General features: G+C 64.8%; 21 protein-coding genes and 1 pseudogene. 13 read left to right on the plus strand and 9 right to left on the minus strand.

Annotation, left to right across the window (positions count from 1 at the left end; genetic code table 11):
- The 5 genes and pseudogenes from ACREBX_RS08335 to hemE all read right to left on the minus strand — a co-directional run.
- Nucleotides 1-161: pseudogene (locus tag ACREBX_RS08335) on the minus strand (TerC family protein); the annotation flags it as partial.
- Nucleotides 162-220: 59 nt separating this feature from the next.
- A complete protein-coding gene (locus ACREBX_RS08340) occupies nucleotides 221-514 on the minus strand; it encodes an antibiotic biosynthesis monooxygenase family protein (RefSeq protein WP_431561290.1) in 294 nt (97 codons plus the stop codon).
- 9 nt (nucleotides 515-523) lie between these two features.
- The gene (gene rho / locus ACREBX_RS08345) at nucleotides 524-1,780 is read right to left on the minus strand and encodes a transcription termination factor Rho (protein WP_058539276.1); all 1,257 of its coding nucleotides are present in this window, start codon (nucleotides 1,778-1,780) and stop codon (nucleotides 524-526) included.
- 195 nt (nucleotides 1,781-1,975) lie between these two features.
- On the minus strand, nucleotides 1,976-2,422 hold the full coding sequence (locus ACREBX_RS08350) for a CopD family protein (protein WP_431561291.1): 447 nt from the start codon (nucleotides 2,420-2,422) through the stop codon (nucleotides 1,976-1,978).
- A gap of 3 nt (nucleotides 2,423-2,425) precedes the next feature.
- On the minus strand, nucleotides 2,426-3,454 hold the full coding sequence (gene hemE, locus ACREBX_RS08355) for a uroporphyrinogen decarboxylase (RefSeq protein WP_431561292.1): 1,029 nt from the start codon (nucleotides 3,452-3,454) through the stop codon (nucleotides 2,426-2,428).
- 349 nt (nucleotides 3,455-3,803) lie between these two features.
- On the opposite strand from hemE, the gene ACREBX_RS08360 reads away from it, so the two are divergent.
- From ACREBX_RS08360 to ACREBX_RS08415, 12 genes are all read left to right on the plus strand, one after another.
- Entirely contained in the window at nucleotides 3,804-4,616 is an 813-nt protein-coding gene (locus ACREBX_RS08360) for a pyruvate, water dikinase regulatory protein (protein WP_431561293.1), read from the plus strand.
- Nucleotides 4,613-5,209, plus strand: a complete 597-nt coding sequence (locus tag ACREBX_RS08365) for a Maf family protein (protein ID WP_431561294.1) — start codon at nucleotides 4,613-4,615, stop codon at nucleotides 5,207-5,209. The genes ACREBX_RS08360 and ACREBX_RS08365 overlap by 4 nt, the downstream gene beginning before the upstream one ends.
- An 11-nt stretch (nucleotides 5,210-5,220) precedes the next feature.
- A complete protein-coding gene (gene aroE / locus ACREBX_RS08370) occupies nucleotides 5,221-6,033 on the plus strand; it encodes a shikimate dehydrogenase (protein WP_431561295.1) in 813 nt (270 codons plus the stop codon).
- On the plus strand, nucleotides 6,030-6,653 hold the full coding sequence (coaE, locus tag ACREBX_RS08375; protein ID WP_431561296.1) for a dephospho-CoA kinase: 624 nt from the start codon (nucleotides 6,030-6,032) through the stop codon (nucleotides 6,651-6,653). Before aroE ends, coaE begins: the two co-directional genes overlap by 4 nt.
- A gap of 19 nt (nucleotides 6,654-6,672) precedes the next feature.
- On the plus strand, nucleotides 6,673-7,374 hold the full coding sequence (gene dnaQ / locus ACREBX_RS08380) for a DNA polymerase III subunit epsilon (RefSeq protein WP_431561297.1): 702 nt from the start codon (nucleotides 6,673-6,675) through the stop codon (nucleotides 7,372-7,374).
- Between the two features lie 46 nt (nucleotides 7,375-7,420).
- Nucleotides 7,421-7,993, plus strand: a complete 573-nt coding sequence (gene hpf, locus ACREBX_RS08385; RefSeq protein ID WP_431561298.1) for a ribosome hibernation-promoting factor, HPF/YfiA family — start codon at nucleotides 7,421-7,423, stop codon at nucleotides 7,991-7,993.
- A 152-nt stretch (nucleotides 7,994-8,145) separates the two neighbouring features.
- Nucleotides 8,146-8,610 (plus strand): PTS sugar transporter subunit IIA, encoded by a 465-nt coding sequence (locus ACREBX_RS08390; RefSeq protein WP_431561299.1) that lies wholly within the window; start codon nucleotides 8,146-8,148, stop codon nucleotides 8,608-8,610.
- A 24-nt stretch (nucleotides 8,611-8,634) separates the two neighbouring features.
- Nucleotides 8,635-8,970 carry a DUF1491 family protein gene (locus tag ACREBX_RS08395; protein ID WP_431561338.1) on the plus strand — a complete coding sequence of 112 codons (336 nt, stop codon included), beginning with the start codon at nucleotides 8,635-8,637 and terminating at the stop codon, nucleotides 8,968-8,970.
- Nucleotides 8,971-9,162: 192 nt separating this feature from the next.
- Entirely contained in the window at nucleotides 9,163-9,828 is a 666-nt protein-coding gene (locus ACREBX_RS08400) for a cell wall hydrolase (protein WP_431561300.1), read from the plus strand.
- 198 nt (nucleotides 9,829-10,026) lie between these two features.
- Nucleotides 10,027-10,647: a DUF4136 domain-containing protein gene (locus tag ACREBX_RS08405; protein WP_431561301.1), complete on the plus strand. Its 621-nt coding sequence runs from the start codon at nucleotides 10,027-10,029 to the stop codon at nucleotides 10,645-10,647.
- Complete coding sequence (locus tag ACREBX_RS08410; RefSeq protein ID WP_431561302.1) at nucleotides 10,644-11,753, plus strand: M14 family metallopeptidase; 1,110 nt, start codon at nucleotides 10,644-10,646, stop codon at nucleotides 11,751-11,753. Before ACREBX_RS08405 ends, ACREBX_RS08410 begins: the two co-directional genes overlap by 4 nt.
- Nucleotides 11,753-12,226 carry a GNAT family N-acetyltransferase gene (locus tag ACREBX_RS08415; RefSeq protein ID WP_431561303.1) on the plus strand — a complete coding sequence of 158 codons (474 nt, stop codon included), beginning with the start codon at nucleotides 11,753-11,755 and terminating at the stop codon, nucleotides 12,224-12,226. The genes ACREBX_RS08410 and ACREBX_RS08415 overlap by 1 nt, the downstream gene beginning before the upstream one ends.
- 64 nt (nucleotides 12,227-12,290) lie before the next feature.
- Here ACREBX_RS08415 and ACREBX_RS08420 read toward each other — a convergent pair whose 3' ends face one another.
- The gene (locus ACREBX_RS08420; RefSeq protein WP_431561304.1) at nucleotides 12,291-12,752 is read right to left on the minus strand and encodes an Hsp20 family protein; all 462 of its coding nucleotides are present in this window, start codon (nucleotides 12,750-12,752) and stop codon (nucleotides 12,291-12,293) included.
- 187 nt (nucleotides 12,753-12,939) lie between these two features.
- Here ACREBX_RS08420 and gpmA point away from each other — a divergent pair, with 187 nt between their 5' ends.
- On the plus strand, nucleotides 12,940-13,626 hold the full coding sequence (gpmA, locus tag ACREBX_RS08425; protein ID WP_431561305.1) for a 2,3-diphosphoglycerate-dependent phosphoglycerate mutase: 687 nt from the start codon (nucleotides 12,940-12,942) through the stop codon (nucleotides 13,624-13,626).
- A 159-nt stretch (nucleotides 13,627-13,785) separates the two neighbouring features.
- On the opposite strand, the gene ACREBX_RS08430 is transcribed toward gpmA, so the two are convergent.
- The 3 genes from ACREBX_RS08430 to ACREBX_RS08440 all read right to left on the minus strand — a co-directional run bounded on the left by ACREBX_RS08430 (nucleotide 13,786) and on the right by ACREBX_RS08440 (nucleotide 17,648).
- Nucleotides 13,786-15,873: a hypothetical protein gene (locus ACREBX_RS08430; protein WP_431561306.1), complete on the minus strand. Its 2,088-nt coding sequence runs from the start codon at nucleotides 15,871-15,873 to the stop codon at nucleotides 13,786-13,788.
- 261 nt (nucleotides 15,874-16,134) lie between these two features.
- Complete coding sequence (gene dapD, locus ACREBX_RS08435; protein ID WP_431561307.1) at nucleotides 16,135-16,977, minus strand: 2,3,4,5-tetrahydropyridine-2,6-dicarboxylate N-succinyltransferase; 843 nt, start codon at nucleotides 16,975-16,977, stop codon at nucleotides 16,135-16,137.
- Nucleotides 16,974-17,648, minus strand: coding sequence for a pyrimidine 5'-nucleotidase (locus ACREBX_RS08440; protein WP_431561308.1), 675 nt, complete (start codon nucleotides 17,646-17,648; stop codon nucleotides 16,974-16,976). Before ACREBX_RS08440 ends, dapD begins: the two co-directional genes overlap by 4 nt.
- Between the last annotated feature and the right edge of the window lie 61 nt (nucleotides 17,649-17,709).

The raw sequence follows: 17,709 nt of genomic DNA on the forward strand, positions 1-17,709 counted from the left end.
ACCTTCTTGCGCTGATCGGCAGGAAGCCCAGCGGCCAACGCGCCGACAACGATCGCATTGTCGCCCGCGAGGACGAGGTCGATCATCAGCACCTGCAGGAAGGCGGCCAAAGCTGCCGGCTCGGTGATGTTCGAGAAATCCTTGACGATCGCTTCCCACATCCCCGCGGGTCCACCAAATCCGGCAGCATGCGCGCCGGCCTGGGTCAAAATTTCCAAAATCACAGCGGCTCTCCAAAATAGCTGACCTCTGGCATAGGGTCATAAAAGTGATGCAGCAACGCCCGCCATTGCTGATAGCGGTCCGATTGCCGGAAGCCGTCGCGATGATCGTCGATCGACCTCCACTTCACCAAAAGCAGATAAGCCTGTCCGGTTGCTGTCGGGCGGCGAATTTCGAGCGAAATGAAACCGGGCGATGCCTCGATCAGCGGGCGTGCCCGAGCGACGGCCGCTTCGAACTCGGCTTCGCTGCCCGAACGAACGGGAAGCAGGGCGTGCTCGATCACGGCCATCGCGGCGGCTTACTGGTTCATGCTGTCGAAGAAATCTTCGTTGGTCTTCGAATCCTTGATCTTGTCGAGCAGGAATTCCATCGCGTCGATCGTGCCCATCTGCATGAGGATGCGGCGCAGCACCCACATTTTCGACAGCTTGTCCTTCTCGACGAGCAACTCTTCCTTGCGGGTGCCCGACTTGCCGACGTCGAGCGACGGGAAGATCCGCTTGTCGGCGACCTTGCGGTCGAGCACGATTTCCGAGTTACCGGTGCCCTTGAATTCTTCGAAGATAACCTCGTCCATGCGGCTGCCAGTATCGATCAGCGCGGTGGCGATGATCGACAGCGAACCGCCTTCCTCGATGTTACGCGCGGCGCCGAAGAAGCGCTTCGGACGCTGGAGCGCATTGGCGTCGACACCGCCGGTCAGCACCTTGCCCGACGAGGGAACGACGGTGTTGTAGGCGCGGCCGAGGCGCGTGATCGAGTCGAGCAGGATGACGACATCCTTCTTGTGCTCGACCAGGCGCTTGGCCTTTTCGATCACCATTTCGGCGACCTGGACGTGGCGCGTTGCGGGTTCGTCGAAGGTCGAGGACACAACCTCGCCCTTCACGCTGCGCTGCATGTCGGTGACTTCCTCGGGACGTTCGTCGACCAGCAGGACGATCAGGTAAACCTCGGGATGGTTGTCGGTGATCGCCTTGGCGATATTCTGCAGCAGCACCGTTTTACCCGTGCGCGGCGGCGCGACGATCAGGGCGCGCTGGCCCTTGCCCTGCGGGCTGACGAGGTCGATCACGCGCGCCGACTTGTCCTTGACCGTCGGATCGACGGTGTCGAGCGACAGCTTCTGGTTCGGATAGAGCGGTGTGAGATTGTCGAAATTGACGCGGTGGCGCACGACATCGGGATCGTCGAAATTGACGCTGATCAGCTTGGTCAGGGCAAAATAGCGCTCGCCGTCGCGCGGGGCGCGGATCTCGCCTTCGACGGTGTCGCCGGTGCGCAGGCCATATTTGCGGACCTGATTCGGCGAGACATAGATGTCGTCGGGCCCGGCGAGATAATTGGCTTCGGACGAGCGCAGAAAACCGAACGAGTCGGGGAGGACCTCGATCGTCCCCGACCCGATGATTTCTTCGCCCTCTTCGGCGAGTTCTTTCAGGATCGAGAACATCAGGTCCTGCTTGCGCAGCGTCGAGGCACCCTCAACCCCCAGTTCTTCTGCCATTTCGACAAGCTGGGCGGGGGCTTTGGTCTTGAGTTCTTTAAGATGCATGGATGGATTCCAGGATAGGTTTTGGGAGAAAAATACAGTCGATTTCAGTGCACCGCCGGGGTGCCTATCCGGCCGTGGGACGACCGTTAGAGATAGTTTCGGCGCGCAAAGCGCCGCCCGCACGGAGCGGGGTTGATCGGCCCCTATAACCGGGCCGGGTTCAAGTCAATCGGGCACCGCCCGAAGGACAAGGTTTCAGGGGCGAACCACGACGAGGATGACGATGATCGCCGCGGCGATCCCGGGGACTTCATTGAGCATTCGCAGCCGCTTTTCGGTGAGCGGCCGAAGCCCGCGGGCGAGCTTTTTCGAATAGCCGATCATCCAGCCATGATAGCCCGACAGCGCGATCACGAGCAGGAATTTGGCGATGAACCAGCCCTCGTGCCAATAGTCGCCGTTAAAGGCGAGCATCAGCCCGAAGACCCAGACGATGATCAGCGCGGGATTCAAAATGATCCGCCGCAGCCGGTCCTCGCGCTCGATCCATTTCCTGTCCTCGTCGGATCCGATAGGCGTCTGATGGTGATAGACGAAAAAGCGCGGCATCATGAACAGGCCGGCCATCAGGAAAATCACGAAAATGATATGCGCCGCTTTGACCCAAAGCATCGTCGCCCCCAGAAAACCTGCCAGTTCCATATTTTATCCGCCGCGAACGCGTCTGATCAGATGTTCGACATGGGCGATCGGCGTGTCGGGCACGATCCCATGGCCGAGATTGAAGATATGGGGACGCGACGGGAAAGCTGCAAGGATGCTGTCGATCGCCGCATCGAGCGCTTCGCCGCCCGCGACGAGTGCGAGCGGATCGAGATTGCCCTGCACGGGCAGATGGGGCGGCAAGATAGCGTCCGCCCACACCGGATCGACCGTCTCGTCGAGCCCGATCGCATCGACCCCCGTCTCGTCGGCATAAGCGCGGAGTTTCCCGCCCGCACCCTTTGGAAAGCCGATGACCGGCGTATCGGGGTGCAACGCCTTCAGCCGGCGCACGATCTCGGCGTTGGGCGCAACCACCCATCGTTCAAACTGCGCCGGCGACAGGCTCCCCGCCCAGCTGTCGAACAATTGCACCGCGTCGACACCATTTTCGATCTGGCCCGAGAGATAGGTGACGGTCAGCTCGACGATCGCATCGACGATCGTTTGGAACGCCGCTGGATCGCCGAACGCGAGCCGCCTCGCCGCCGCCTGGTCTTTCGACCCCTGCCCCGCCACCATATAGGTGGCGACCGTCCACGGGCTCCCTGCAAAGCCGAGGAAGGTCGTTTCGGAGGGGAGCGAGGCCGCGACGCGCGTGACGGTCGCATAAATGGGGTCGAGCCGCTGATGCGCCGTTTCGAGCGACGCCAGCGCGCTATCGACAAGCGGCGGTGCGAGCCGCGGTCCCTCGCCCGCCTCGAACCACAAATGCTGGCCGAGCGCGTGCGGGATGACGAGAATGTCGGAAAAGAGGATCGACCCGTCGAAACCGAAGCGGCGGATTGGCTGCAACGTCACCTCGGCCGCGGCCTCGGGATCGTAGCAAAGCTCGAGGAATCCGCCCTTGGTTTCGCGCAAGGCACGATATTCGGGCAGATAGCGCCCGGCCTGACGCATCAACCAGAGGGGTCGGCGCTCCTGCCGCACCCCGCGCAGCGTTGCTAGCAGGTTCTTCGGTGACGCCTTCACGTGGGTTTCTTTCTCTTCGCAATATAATATTAAATGAAATTGTGGTGGTTTGTTGGTCGGCGGACAAGCGCGGCTTTAGGCCGGGGCGTCCTTTTTGCCAACAGCTTGACTCCACCGCCGTCGCGGCCCGCCGCAGAGTCGTTCCTCGCTTCTCCCGCTATTCACAGCCTGTGGATAAGATTCATCCCTTGTGGACAAGTGGTGGAGCGGAATCGGCAGCGCCGGGGATGAATCGATCGTCCCCATTTCCTCCCCGCGCTTCTCCAAAACTTATCCACAGGGGGCTTTTCGTCATCGCGGACCTGATCCGGGATTGCCTTTTTCTGGGGTTTCCCGGCATGGTGCCGCGATGGGCCGGCTCCACTTACATCTCATATCCGACTCCACGGGCGAGACACTCGAAAATATCGCCAAGGCGGCGATCGCGCAGTTCGACGATGTCGAGGTCGTGCGTCACTTCTGGCCGATGGTGCGATCGGAATCGCATCTCGACCGGATCATGGCCGAGGTGCAGGCAAGCCCCGGCATGATCCTCTTCACGTTGGTGAACGGCGAGTTGCGCGTCAGCCTCGAACGCCGCGCGAGCGCGCTCAACCTCCCGACCGTCGCGGCGCTCGACGCGGTCACCGATGCCCTGTCGCGGATGCTCGGACAGGAAGCGAAGGCGCGCCCCGGACGGCAACACGCACTCGACGCCGCCTATTTCGCGCGCGTCGATGCGATCCAGTTCACCGTCGCGCACGACGACGGCATCGGCTGGGAAAATTGGGAACAGGCCGACATCGTGCTCGCGGGCGTGTCGCGCACGTCGAAGACCCCGACGAGCATCTATCTCGCGAACCGCGGTTTCAAGACCGCGAACATCCCGATCGTTCCCGAATCGCCGCCGCCGAATGCGTTGTTCACCCTCAAGCGGCCGATGATTGTCGGGCTCACCACCGGACTCGACCGGCTCGTGCAGGTCCGCCGCAACCGCCTGCTGTCGCTGAACCAGGCGCCGGAAACCTCCTATGTCGACGACGAGCGCGTCAAGGCCGAGCTCGCCTATGCGCGGCGGATGTTCGCCGACAATGGCTGGCCGGTGATCGACGTCACGCGCCGCTCGATCGAGGAAACCGCCGCTGCGGTGATCAAGCTCGTCGAAGACCGCAGCGCCGCATGACCCTGCTCCTCGCCTCGCAAAGCAGCGGCCGCGCCGCGATGCTCCGCGCCGCCGGGCTCGACTTCGAAACGAGCGCGGCGCATGTCGACGAGGAGGCGCTGACCGCCTCGTTGCTCGCCGCCGGGCAGACCCCGCGCAACATTGCCGATGCCCTCGCCGAGGCGAAGGCGGTCAAAATCTCGTCGCGCCTTCCCGGCGTCACGGTGATCGGTGCCGATTCCACGCTGGCGCTCGACGACGGGTCGATGCTCGCAAAGCCCGAAAGCCCCGAAGACGCCGCCGAGCACCTCCGCCGCATGGCGGGCACGCGCCACCGCCTGTTCAGCGCCGCGGTCGCCGCGCGCGACGGCGTCCCGGTGTGGCGCGCGATCGGCGAGGCGAAACTCTGGTTGCGCCCCTTGTCCGACGCCTTCATCGCCGACTATGTCGCGCGCGAATGGGACAGCATCCGCTGGACCGTCGGCTGTTACGAAATCGAGGGGGCAGGCGTGCAATTGTTCGAACGGGTCGAGGGCGACCCCTGGACCATCATCGGCATGCCGATGCTCCCCTTGCTCGCGTGGCTGCGCACCACCGGATTGGCCCAAAAATGAATGAAAACGCCATGAGCAAACCCTATGCCGAAGTCATCGGCGATCCGATCGCCCAGTCGAAATCGCCGCTGATCCACGGCTTCTGGCTCGAAGCGCTCGGGCTGACGGGCGACTACCGCCGCGCGCATGTGAAGCCCGACGACCTCGCCGCTTATATCGCCGAGCGCCGCGCCGATCCCGACTGGCGCGGCTGCAACGTTACCATGCCGCACAAGGCGGCCGTGATGGATCTCGTCGACGATCCCGGCGACATTCGCGGCACGATCGGCGCGATGAACACGATCGTCCGGCAAAAGGACGGTTCGCTGATCGGCACCAACACCGACGCCGCAGGCTTTTATTCGCCGCTCGCCGAACTCGATCTGGAGGGCGCCCCCGTTGCGGTTGTCGGCGCCGGCGGCGCGGCACGCGCGGTGCTGTTCGCGCTCGCCCGAACGGGCGTCGGCCCGGTGACGATCCTCAACCGCAGCCCGCTGAAGGCGATGGGCCTGCTCGCGACCTTCGGCCTCAAGGGCGACGTCGTCGCGCTCGACACGCAGCTTCCGCCGGTGTCCCTGCTCGTCAATTCGAGCAGCCTTGGCATGAAGGGCCAGCCGCCGCTCGACCTCGACCTGTCGCCGCTTCCCGAAGATGCGATCGTCTACGACCTCGTCTATTCGCCGCTCCAGACCGGGTTGCTCAAGGCGGCCGAAGCGCGCGGGCTCGATACCGTCGACGGGCTCGACATGCTGATCGGCCAGGCCGCGCTCGCCTTCGAGCTGTTCTTCGGCGCCTCACCGCCCGAGGGCCGCGACGAGGAACTGCGCGCGCTCCTCACGGCATGAGCCATCGCCCGCGCTCCGGCTCGCGGCTCCGCCGTCCCTTCATTCTCGGCCTCACCGGATCCATCGGCATGGGCAAGTCGACCGCCGCGGCGATGTTCGAACGCGAAGGCGTGCCGGTGTTCGACGCCGACGCCGAGGTCCACCGGTTGCAGGGGCCCGGCGGCGCACTCGTCGGCGCGATCGAGGCGCGCTTTCCCGGCACGACGGGCGCGAACGGCGTCGACCGGCAAAAACTTGGGCTCCTGGTGCTTGGTAACACCCACGAACTCGCCGCGCTCGAAGCGATAGTTCACCCCGCCGTCGGCCGGGCGCAGAAACGCTTCCTCGCGCGCCACCGCGCGCGCGACATCGTCGTACTCGACATCCCCCTGCTCTTTGAAAAGGGGGGCTGGCGAAAGGTCGGCGCGATCGCCGTCGTCTCGGCGCCGGCATGGATGCAGCGCAAGCGCGTGATGCGCCGCCCCGGTATGACGGCCGCCAAGCTCAAGGCGATCCGCCGGCTGCAGGTTCCCGACCGCGTCAAGCGGGCGCGCGCCGATTTCATCATCGAAACGGGCCGCCCCAAAAGCGAGACACACCGCCAGATAAGATTCATCGCCTCTTGTTTCCACGCCCGATAGGGTCCAGATTAAAGCCTCGATGCGCGAGATTATTTTCGATACCGAAACCACGGGTTTCGATCCCAGGAGCGGGGACAGGCTGGTCGAAATCGGGTGCGTCGAACTGGTCGACCGCCGCGAGACCGGCGTCACCTTCCACGCCTATTTCAACCCGGAACGCGATATGCCCGCCGCCGCCGAGGCGGTGCATGGCCTGTCGATCCAGTTCCTGTCGGACAAGCCGCTGTTCGCGACTCGCGTTGACGAACTGATCGAGTTTCTGGGCGATGCGCCGCTCGTCGCGCACAATGCCACCTTCGACTTCGGTTTCGTCAACGCCGAGCTCGCGCGCGCGGGCCGCCGCGCGCTCGACATGACGCGCATGTGCTGCACCGTGCAGATGGCGCGCAAGCTCCATCCCGGCGCGAAACACAGCCTTGACGCGCTCTGCACGCGCTACGGCATCGACCGCAGCCACCGCGTCAAGCATGGCGCGCTGCTCGACGCCGAACTGCTCGCGCATCTCTATATCGAAATGACCGGCGGCCGGCAGATCGGCCTCGGTTTGGCGGCGTCGGCTGGTGCGCCGGCAACGATCACGGTTTCGACCCCTGCCGCATCGCGCGGCTCCGACCGTCCCTTTCGCGAACCCCGTCCCCATATGGCGTCGGCCGCCGAACTCGCGCGCCACGCCGAATTTGTCGCAGGGCTGAACCAGCCGCTGTGGCTCGATACGGTGTGATGACACTCCCTTAAAGTCATCGCACCGGCCAAGAAGGAGAAGAAAAATGGAAATCCGCGTCTCTGGCCACCAGATCGAAACCGGCGAAGCGCTTCAGGCGCATGTGTCGGACCGGATGAACGCGATTGCCGACAAATATTTCTCGCGCGCAATCGGGGCGCACGCGACCTTCGGAAAGGGGCCGCACGACAGTTTCCAGTGCGACATCGTCGCGCATGTGATGCAGGGACTGGTGCTGAAGGGGCATGGTCAGGCGCAGGATGCGCATGTCGCATTCGAAGGCGCCGCCGAACGCATCGAAAAGCAGCTCAGGCGCTATATGCGGCGATTGAAGGATCATAACAACGGCGTGGCGGCACCTTCGCCGACGGTCGACGAGATCGAGGACAACGCGGGTTACACCGTGTTCGACGCCGGCAGCGAAGAGGATGCGGGCGACGCACCCGCGATCATCGCCGAAACGCGCGTTGATATTCCAAGCAGCAGCGTGTCCGACGCGGTGATGATGCTCGACCTGCGCAACACCAACGCGCTGCTGTTCGTCAACAGCAAGACCGGCACACATAATATGGTCTATCGCCGCGACGACGGGACGATCGGCTGGGTCGAACCACGATAAGGCTGGATTTTCTCCGCCATCCGGCTTAAGGGCCGCGCCCAACGATGCCCGAAGCCGGGATGGCGGGGGGCCTGCCACGACAGATCCGCGATCGCCTGCCAGCAGTTAAGTGTCTGGCGGCGGCCGGCGTTTTACAAGATTTGACCAGAGCAATGAATCTTTCTTCCCTTCTCTATCCGGCGACCGTGCGCGCGCATGTGCAGCTCGATTCGAAAAAGGCGCTCTTCCCCTTCGTGGGCGATCTCGCCAGCCGTTCGCTTGGCCTCGACGCGGGCGAAGTCAGCGAGGCGCTGCTCGAGCGCGAACGCCTCGGCTCGACCGGTTTCGGGCGCGGGATCGCGCTTCCGCATGCCAAGATGGCCGATCTCGGCGGCGTGCGCGGGCTGTTCCTGCAGCTGGCGCGTCCGATCGACTTTACCGCGGTCGATGGCCTGCCGGTCGACCTGCTGTTCATCCTGCTCTCGCCGCTCGATGCCGGCGCCGACCATCTGAAAGCGCTCGCGGGCGTTTCGCGCATGCTGCGCAACGACGCGATTGCCGAACGGCTGCGCGGCGCGAAGAATGACGAAGCGCTTTATGCGATGCTCGCCGACACCGAAACGCGTGACGCGGCGTAACGCCGCTCATCGAGTCTTCCCGTGATGCGGCTGAAGAGCCGCTTTCTCGTCGACCTGCTGCTGCGCCGGACCGAATCGGCCGGCGGATTTGCCACCGTGCTCGCCAAGGGCGACGAAACTTCCGGAATCATTCTCGTCCAATGTAACGAACGCGGCCGGCCGGGCCCGCTGCTCGAACGACGCTTTTCGGCGCAGGGCCACTATATCTGGGAGGCAGTCGGCCCCGACGACTCAGATGATGGGGAAGCGCGGGCAAATTACCAGGATCGGCGGCGCAAGGCCGATCCGGACTTGTGGTTAATTGAACTGGATGTCGCAGATGCGCCACGACTCGTCGCGGAGTGGGCTGCGTTAACTTGACTCTGTTGCGCTGCACAATAAGTGGCGCCCATTCGATAACGCGTAGGTCATTCCGTGGGATCCATCACCTTGGTGATGCCCCGAGAAAACGGTTCGGACACGCAGTCGGACGATGACCGCAGGCGAAATTGGGCCATAGCCCCCGCCTGTTTTGAGAGGTTCGGTTCATCGGCCGCACTTTTGACGGACAATATGAGTCGCATTCTGAACGTAGCCGGCATGGCTGCCGTCGGCATGACTGCCGCCTCCATGCTGCTTTTGGCGGAACCGGGCTTCGCAAGCGATCTTGCGGCCGACGCCAATATCCCCGCGATCGTCCTGCCGGGCGCCGATGCGCCGGTCGTGGCTGAGAAGGCGGATCTGTCGACCGCGGCCGAAGCCCCGGTCGAAGACACCACTAAGACCGACGAGGAACCCGCCACCGAGCCGAAACCGGCCCAGGTGACCGCCGATTCGCTCGCCGAACTCGTCGCCGCAACGCCGCGGCCGACCGACATCGATCCCGAACTGCGCTGTCTCGCCGGCGCGGTCTATTTCGAATCGCGCGGCGAATCGCTTCCCGGTCAGCTCGCGGTCGCGCATGTCGTGATCAACCGCGCCCAGTCGGGCCGCTACCCCAAGAGCCTTTGCGGCGTCGTCCATCAGAAAAGCCAGTTCAGCTTCGTGCGCGGCGGCCGGATGCCCGCGGTGCGCAACGCCGCACAGTGGAACAACGCCGTGGCGATCGCGCAGATCGCCCGCGATGGCAGCTGGAAGAATCACGCTCCGGGCGCGCTCTTCTTCCACGCGCGCTACGTCTCGCCGGGCTGGCGCAAGACGCGCATCGCGCAGATCGACAACCACATCTTCTATCGCTGATTTTTCGATCCTCCCTGTCGCGTAGCGATGGGGAGGGGGACCGCTCGCGAAGCTAGTGGTGGAGGGGGCCGCAACCTCGCGTCATTCGCCCCTCCGTCAGCCCTTCGGGCTGCCACCTCCCCATGCCTTCGGCACAGGGAGGATCCTCGATCCATCCCGTTCATTGCCAAGCCATATTTGCTGGCGCATGAAGCAGCGATGACGCGTCCCATTTCTGTCGCCCTGCTTTGCGCAGCGGCGCTCGCTCTCGGTGGCTGCGCCACCGCGGTTCCTCCGGTCGAGGTCACGCGCTTCCACGCCAGCGCCCCCGCGGGCTGGGCGCCGGGTACGCGCTATACGGTCGACACCGCGCCGCTCGGCAACGCCGGGGCGATGGTCGACGCGCCCTCGCTCGAATGGAACAGCTACCGCACCGCGGTCGAACAGCAATTGCAACGACATGGACTCGTCGCGGCGCCCGACGGCGCACGCGCGCCTTTGAAGGTGCGGATCGGTTTCGAGCGCATGAACCGCGAAGGCGTCGGCAGGCGTTCGCCCGTCTCGGTCGGCGTCGGCGGTTCGACGGGCAGTTATGGATCGGGCGTCGGACTCGGTATCGGCCTCAATCTCGGCGGCGGTCCCAAACGGATGGCCGACCTGCAGCTCGCGGTGCGCATCGACGATGCCGCGAGCGGCCAGGCCGTTTGGGAAGGCCGCGCCGTGACCGCGGTTCCGGTGAAGGCACCCGCCAGCCAGCCCAGCCTCGCGGCGGCGAAATTGGCCGACGCGCTATTCAAGGACTTCCCCGGCGAATCGGGACGCACTATCAGCGTCAAATGACCATCAGCATCAACGCCGCTTTCGACAGTGGCAATATCGTCGTGGAAAATGTCGACGGCACGTCGGCGCGCCTTTCGATTCGCAAGGACCGCGAATCGGACTTTTTCCAGTGGTTCCATTTCCGCGTGGCGTGCGCGGTCGGCGACGCGCTCGACCTCGCAATCACCGGGCTTGCCACATCGGCCTATCCCGATGGCTGGCCGGGCTATGCGGCCTGCGCCAGCACCGATCGCGAAACCTGGTTCCGCCTCGATACAGCTTATGAAGCCGGCACGCTGACGATCCAGCACACCGCCGAAAGCCCGATCCTCTATATCGCCTATTTCGCGCCCTATTCGATGGAACGTCACCACGACCTCGTCGCCAGCGTCGCCGAATGCGAAGGCGTCACTTACCGCTGCCTCGGCACCAGCCTCGAAGGCCAGCCGATCGACTGCCTCGAAATCGGCACCGGCGAGACACAGGTCTGGCTCTATGCGCGCCAGCACCCGGGCGAGAGCATGGCCGAATGGTGGATGGAAGGCGCGCTCGAAAAACTCGTCGATCCCGCCGATCCGCATGCGCGTTCGCTGCGGAACAAGTGCCGCTTCCATATCGTCCCGAACATGAATCCCGACGGCTCGTGCCGCGGCCATCTGCGCACCAATTTCGCCGGGGTGAACCTCAACCGCGAATGGGACAATCCGACCGCGGAGCGCAGCCCCGAAGTGCTCGCCGTGCGTAATGCGATGGACGCGACCGGCGTCGACTGGGCGATGGACATCCACGGCGACGAAGCGATCCCTGCGGTCTTCCTCGCGGGCTTCGAAGGCATTCCCTCGCTCAAGCCCGAACAGACCGAAAAATACAAGGCGTTCGAAACCGCGCTTGCCGCCAACACCCCCGATTTCCAGGTCGACCTCGGCTATGCCGAAACCGCCCCGGGGCAGGCGAATCTCTCGATGTCGACGACGCAGGTCGCGGAGCGTTTCGGCGCGGTGTCGATGACGCTCGAAATGCCGTTCAAGGACAATCGCGACCTCCCCGACCCGGTCGCCGGCTGGTCGCCCGAACGCTCGAAGCTGCTCGCGCACGCCTGCCTCGCGACGCTGAATCAGCTGCTTTGATGCCCAAGGCGGGCACCTGGCGGATCGTCGAGGATGATCTGTCGGGCGCCGCCATCCGCGCGCTGCTCGAACAGCATTTCGCGGGCATGCTCGCGAATTCGCCGGCCGAAAGCTGCCACTTCCTCGATTTCGACGGGCTGCGCGCCGACGGCGTGACCTTCTGGTCGATCCATCGCGGCGACGAGCTTGCGGGCTGCGGGGCGCTCAAGATGCTCGATGGCGCGCACGGCGAGATCAAGTCGATGCGCACCGCCGAGCCCTTTCTGCGGCAGGGCGTCGCCGCGCACATGCTCGATCATATCATCGATGCGGCGCGCAAACGCAGTCTCGAACGCCTCAGCCTCGAAACCGGATCGAGCGGGGCCTTCGAACCCGCGCTCGCGCTTTACCAGCGCTACGGCTTCACCGAGTGCGCACCCTTCGCCGACTATAAACCCGACCCGTTCAGCCGCTTCATGACGCGCGCGCTCTAGAAACGAAAACGGGGCCCGGAAGGGACTCCGGACCCCGCAAATTCGGTCAGGCAGTCGGCGCCCTTTACGCGGCCTTCTTGTCCGCGTCGAACAGCGTCGGCTGCGTACCACCGATCGCGATCTTGTGCGGCTTCATCGCCTCGGGCACTTCGCGTACCAGGTCGATCGCGAGCAGCCCGTCGGCGAGGTCGGCCTGTTCCACGCGCACGAAATCGGCGAGCTGGAAGCGGCGCTCGAACGCGCGCGTCGCGATGCCGCTATAGAGCAATTGGCGCGCCTCGCCTTCGGCCACCGGCGCCTTGCGGCCGCTGACGGTCAGCATATTCTGCTGCGCGGTGATGTCGATCTCGTCCGATTTGAAACCGGCGACCGCGACGGTGATGCGGAAATGATCGTCGGCGACCTTTTCGATGTCGAAGGGCGGATAATTTTCGGCGCCCGAACCGCCCGTTTCGAGGAAATCGAACAGGCGGTCGAAACCGACGGTCGAACGGCGATAGGGGGTCCAGTCGAAACTGTTACGCATGGATCTTTCTTCCTTTTACAAAGCGAAGTCAGGGACCGCGGCGGCCGCCGCGATCGCCACCCGGCCCCGTATCGGCGGCCGGATGCGATCAATCTGGTAGCAGGCGAAACCATTTCAAGAGGGCGGTTGGCCTTTGCCGAAAACCCGCGCTAAAGGGCGGCACATCTCTCCATTCGAAGGATCCGAAATGCCCCAGCTCATCCTCATCCGTCACGGCCAGTCGCAGTGGAATCTCGAAAACCGCTTCACCGGCTGGTGGGATGTCGATGTCACCGAAAAGGGCATCGCCGAAGCCATCGCCGCGGGCGAGCTGATGAAGGCCAAGGGCATCGCCCCCGACACCTGCTTCACTTCGGTCCAGTCGCGCGCGATCAAGACGCTCGACCTGGCGCTTGAAGCGATGGGGCGTTTGTGGCTCCCCGTCACCAAGGACTGGCGCCTCAACGAGCGTCACTATGGCGGGCTCACCGGGCTCGACAAGGCCGAGACCGCGGCGAAGCATGGCGACGATCAGGTCAAGATCTGGCGCCGCAGCTTCGACATTCCGCCGCCGCCGCTCGAAGCCGGCTCGCCGTGGGACCTGTCGACCGATCCGCGCTACGCCGGCATCGATATTCCTTCGGCCGAAAGCCTCAAGGACACGATCGAGCGCGTGCTGCCCTATTATGAAGCCGCGATCGTGCCCGAACTCGCCGCGGGCAAGACGGTGCTGATCTCGGCGCACGGCAACAGCCTGCGTGCGCTGGTCAAGCATCTCTCGGGGATTTCGGACGCCGACATCACCGGCCTCGAAATCCCGACCGGCCAGCCGATCGTCTATGAACTGAATGATGATCTGACGGCGCGCGAGCGTTACTACCTCAGCGAGCGTTGAGCGTTCTTTTCCACTAACGCGGAAAGCGGCGCCGGCCCGCTCCCCCACCGCCCGAAGACGACGCGTGGCGTCGAAGGGCCTCCTCAACGATAGTAACCTAGGGAAGCCGGATGGGGGAGTGGGCCGGCGCCGCTCTGTTTCAGCCACGCCGAAACAGACTTAAAGCGTCCCCGTCACCGTCAGCTGGAAAAACCGCCCGAACTTGCGCAGCCTTTGTTCGCTGAACGCGACCGGCCCGTCGCGCCGGTCGACGAACACCGTCCGGTTGAACCCGTCCTTCATCCCCGCAAGGTTGCGGTACGACAGCTTCACGGTGAAGCCCGCGACATCCTTATGCTCGACAAAGGCGGTGACGAACGGCCCGTCGGTATATTCCGTCTCGATCGCGCCGAGCCGCAGGTTCGGGCTGTAGCGTTCGTCGAAATAGCCGCCGCCCCACGCCAGGTTCGTCCCCGGCACATCGTGGCGCAGGCTCAAATCGACGATATATTCCTCCCCCTCGCTCTGGTCGCGCCACAGCCCGGTGAGCGGATCGCGCACGCGGTTGCGGCGCCATGTGACATCGCTGTTGATCCGCGCGCCTTTCCACCCCAGCCGGTCGAGCAGCAAGGTCGCCTTCGAACTGATGCGATAGAGATGCGACGGCGGCAAATTGCCGCGCCCTTCGGTCGTCGGCGACAGCGGCACCTGATCGACCAGATTCTCGGCATAGGCATAGGCGAAGGCGACCGACGCATTGCCCCACGCGCCCATGTCCTGCACGAACTCCAGCTCGCTGCGGTTGACGATCGGCGGCACGAGCAATCCGTTGCCGCCATTGCCCTGCCCGTTCGCGACGTCGACCGAGCTCGCGAAATCGAAAAAGTCGAGCTGGTCGACGCGGCGCTGCACGAACCAGTTGATCGTCGTCTTGGGCGCAACCTTCCACGCCAGCGCGACCTTGCCCTTCGGCCGGACGAAGCGGCGCGTCAGTCCGCCGGGCCCCGACGAGGTCAGCTCGCTATATTCGGCGCCAAGGTTGATCTGCGCGGTGAGGTTCGACGCCAGCGAGCGCCCCCAGGTCAGCGATGCCTCGCCGCGCTTTTCCTCGACCTTGGTCCGCTCGCCGCCGAAGATGACGGGCAGGAAGCTGCCGTCCGCCTGCAGCACCGCAAATTCGGAATCGACATCGAGCCTATTGTACGCGCCCTCGAGCGCGACCTGCCAGTCGGTGCCGCCGCCGGTGCGCCAGCTATATTCGCCGCGCACGATCGACTCGCCCTCATCGGCGGTCTGCTCGAAGCGCTCGCCCGTCCGGCCGCCAATCTCGCGATCGACGATGAAGCTGTCGACAAACGGGCTATGCTCGAACCGGTACAGCCCGATCAGCTTCAGCCGTCCCTTGCCCAGCCCCAGCTCATAATCGCCGCCGATGTCGAAATTATACTCGTCCTCGGTAAAGCGGAATGCCTCGCGGACGGTCCCGGCGCCGGGCTGGTCCGAAATCCCGCTGACCCGGTCGTCGAGGTTGACCAGCTGGCCGCCAAGGTTGAAATTCCATTTGTTGCCGTTCGCCGTCGTCCGTGCGAGCGCCGCCGACAGGCGCGGCTGGTCGGCGTTGTAGCGGCCGAATTCGTCGCGCACGAACAACAGCTCGCCATTGCCGTCGAACCGCCGCTCGGGTCCCCAATGGCCCTGGCGTCGTGCTTCGTTCTTCAGGCTCAGCGTCACATTGGCGCCGCCGAGCTTGCCCGTCGTCGAAATCTCGCCGTTCAGCCAGTTCTTCTCGAGCCGCGGGCGCCATTCGGGCTGCCAGCGGATCGTCGTCTTGAACCCGCCGCTCCCTGCGCCCGCGACGAGCACGACATTCGCGACCTGCCCGGTCAGCCCCGGAACGTTCAGCCCGGCGCCGTCGACGATGTCGATATAGGCGATCTCGGCGGCGGCGATACGCGCCAGTGCGGTGCGCGCGTCGGTCGACTTGTTCGCGATGCGCTCGCCGTTGATCAGCACATTCTCGGTCGCCGCGCCCAGCCCGCGCTCGCCGCCGTTGGTGCCGGTGACGATCAGGAAGCCCGGCACCTTTTCGACCATGTCGAGCGCGGTGCGCGGCGCGAAGCGCGTAAAGTCGGCGGGGGTATAGCGCTCGGCGCCATTCACCGGCACCGGGATCGCGGGCGGCGCGTCGCCGGTCGTTTCCTGCGCTGCGGCGGGCGCGACGGCGGTCAGGGCGGCGCACGCCACCAGCGAAATCTTCCCGAACGGCACCTGTACAACTCCCCCGCCCGGCCACCTCCCCGTGGCCGCTTCATGCGAATAGTTCGCAATAATTACTTTGGGTTATATTGTCTACCAACGCCCTGCGTCGTTCGACGAGTGCGCGCAAACGATCCTCCCTGCCGCGAAGCGATGGGGAGGTGGCAGTCGCGTAGCGACTGACGGAGGGGCTGATAGCGCCACGTCGCTGCCCCTCCACCATCCTGCGGATGGTCCCCCTTCCCGTGCCTGCGGCACAGGGAGGATCAATGGTCAGTCGCGCAGCAGCTCGTTGATTCCGGTCTTGGCGCGCGTCTTCGCGTCGACGCGCTTGACGATCACCGCGCAGTATAGCGACGGCCCCGGCGTCCCGTCGGGCAGCGGCTTGCCCGGCATCGCGCCCGGCACGACGACCGAGTAAGCGGGCACTTCGCCGATGAAGACTTCGCCCGTCGCGCGGTCGACGATCTTGGTCGATGCGCCGAGGTAGACGCCCATCGACAGCACCGCGCCCTCGCGCACGATCACGCCCTCGGCGACCTCGGCACGCGCGCCGATGAACGCACCGTCCTCGATCACCACTGGTCCCGCCTGCAGCGGTTCGAGCACGCCGCCGATCCCGGCGCCGCCCGACAGATGGACGTTGGCGCCGATCTGCGCGCAGCTGCCGACGGTGGCCCAGGCATCAACCATCGACCCTTCGCCGACATAGGCGCCAATGTTGACGAAGCTCGGCATCAGCACCGCGCCCTTGCTGATATAGGCGCCGCGGCGGACGATCGAGCCGGGCACCGCACGGAAACCCGCGTCGCGGAAACGATTCTCGCCCCAGCCGGCGAATTTCGACGGCACCTTGTCCCACCAGCGCGCGCCGCCGGGACCGCCCTCGATAAGCTCCATATCGTTGAGGCGGAAGGACAGCAGCACCGCCTTCTTCAGCCACTGGTTGACCTGCCACGTCCCGTCGGCGTCGCGCTCGGCGACGCGATAGCTGCCGTCGTCGAGCCCGGCGAGCGCGGTCTCGACCGCCTCACGCACCGCACCCGTCGTCGTCGGCCCCAGCGTGTCGCGTGCGTCCCATGCGGCTTCGATCGTCGATTGCAGGTCGGTGGTCATGAAATTCCCCATGGTAAAGGCAATGAATCGAGCCAGTCGGCGATGTCGGTCGCGTGGAAATCGACATGCTCCGGCAGGTGGTCGCGATGGCCGCTTTCGCTGCCATTGTCCAGCCAGACGGTGGTCATGCCGAGCGCTTTGGCGGGCGTCAGGTTGCGCGCCATATCCTCGACAAACAGGCTATTTTTCGGATCGATGCCAAGGTGGGCGATCATTGCGGCATAGGCTGCGGGGTCGGGCTTGGGCGTGTAACCGGTGATGCGGATGTCGCAGATGCCGTCGAACAGGTCGGACAATCCGCGCGCTTCGAGCACGCGCGCCGAATAGTCGGCGTCGGCGTTGGTAAAGATCAGCTTGCGTCCGGGCAGGCGTTCGAGCCCGGCGCGCAGCCGCGCGTCGACCGTCAGCCGGTCGAGCGCGATGTCGTGGACGTCGACCAGAAAATCTTCGGGATCGACGCCGTGGTGGCGCATCAACCCCGCCATCGTCGTGCCATGGTCGTGGAAATATTGCTTCTGCACGCGCCGCGCCTCGACCGCGTCGACGTTCAGCAGCCGCATGATGAAGGCGCCCATGCGCGCGTCGATCAGGTCGAACAGCTTCGCCGACGGCGCATAGAGCGTGTTGTCGAGATCGAAGATCCAGCTGTCGATATGGTCGAGTGCGGGCATGGCGCGGCGCATAACGGCTGGCGACTGCTGCGGCAAGGCACCCCCAAAATCCTCCCTGTGC

Source organism: Sphingopyxis sp., assembly GCF_050725655.1.
GTDB lineage: Bacteria > Pseudomonadota > Alphaproteobacteria > Sphingomonadales > Sphingomonadaceae > Sphingopyxis.

Bases quoted from the DNA above. Each gene is read 5' to 3' on its own strand.
- ACREBX_RS08340 (WP_431561290.1), bottom strand. From the start codon at position 514: ATGGCCGTGATCGAGCACGCCCTGCTTCCCGTTCGTTCGGGCAGCGAA.
- rho (WP_058539276.1), bottom strand. From the start codon at position 1,780: ATGCATCTTAAAGAACTCAAGACCAAAGCCCCCGCCCAGCTTGTCGAA.
- ACREBX_RS08350 (WP_431561291.1), bottom strand. From the start codon at position 2,422: ATGGAACTGGCAGGTTTTCTGGGGGCGACGATGCTTTGGGTCAAAGCG.
- ACREBX_RS08360 (WP_431561293.1), top strand. From the start codon at position 3,804: ATGGGCCGGCTCCACTTACATCTCATATCCGACTCCACGGGCGAGACA.
- ACREBX_RS08365 (WP_431561294.1), top strand. From the start codon at position 4,613: ATGACCCTGCTCCTCGCCTCGCAAAGCAGCGGCCGCGCCGCGATGCTC.
- aroE (WP_431561295.1), top strand. From the start codon at position 5,221: ATGAGCAAACCCTATGCCGAAGTCATCGGCGATCCGATCGCCCAGTCG.
- coaE (WP_431561296.1), top strand. From the start codon at position 6,030: ATGAGCCATCGCCCGCGCTCCGGCTCGCGGCTCCGCCGTCCCTTCATT.
- dnaQ (WP_431561297.1), top strand. From the start codon at position 6,673: ATGCGCGAGATTATTTTCGATACCGAAACCACGGGTTTCGATCCCAGG.
- hpf (WP_431561298.1), top strand. From the start codon at position 7,421: ATGGAAATCCGCGTCTCTGGCCACCAGATCGAAACCGGCGAAGCGCTT.
- ACREBX_RS08390 (WP_431561299.1), top strand. From the start codon at position 8,146: ATGAATCTTTCTTCCCTTCTCTATCCGGCGACCGTGCGCGCGCATGTG.
- ACREBX_RS08395 (WP_431561338.1), top strand. From the start codon at position 8,635: ATGCGGCTGAAGAGCCGCTTTCTCGTCGACCTGCTGCTGCGCCGGACC.
- ACREBX_RS08400 (WP_431561300.1), top strand. From the start codon at position 9,163: ATGAGTCGCATTCTGAACGTAGCCGGCATGGCTGCCGTCGGCATGACT.
- ACREBX_RS08405 (WP_431561301.1), top strand. From the start codon at position 10,027: ATGACGCGTCCCATTTCTGTCGCCCTGCTTTGCGCAGCGGCGCTCGCT.
- ACREBX_RS08410 (WP_431561302.1), top strand. From the start codon at position 10,644: ATGACCATCAGCATCAACGCCGCTTTCGACAGTGGCAATATCGTCGTG.
- ACREBX_RS08415 (WP_431561303.1), top strand. From the start codon at position 11,753: ATGCCCAAGGCGGGCACCTGGCGGATCGTCGAGGATGATCTGTCGGGC.
- ACREBX_RS08420 (WP_431561304.1), bottom strand. From the start codon at position 12,752: ATGCGTAACAGTTTCGACTGGACCCCCTATCGCCGTTCGACCGTCGGT.
- gpmA (WP_431561305.1), top strand. From the start codon at position 12,940: ATGCCCCAGCTCATCCTCATCCGTCACGGCCAGTCGCAGTGGAATCTC.
- dapD (WP_431561307.1), bottom strand. From the start codon at position 16,977: ATGACCACCGACCTGCAATCGACGATCGAAGCCGCATGGGACGCACGC.
- ACREBX_RS08440 (WP_431561308.1), bottom strand. From the start codon at position 17,648: ATGCCCGCACTCGACCATATCGACAGCTGGATCTTCGATCTCGACAAC.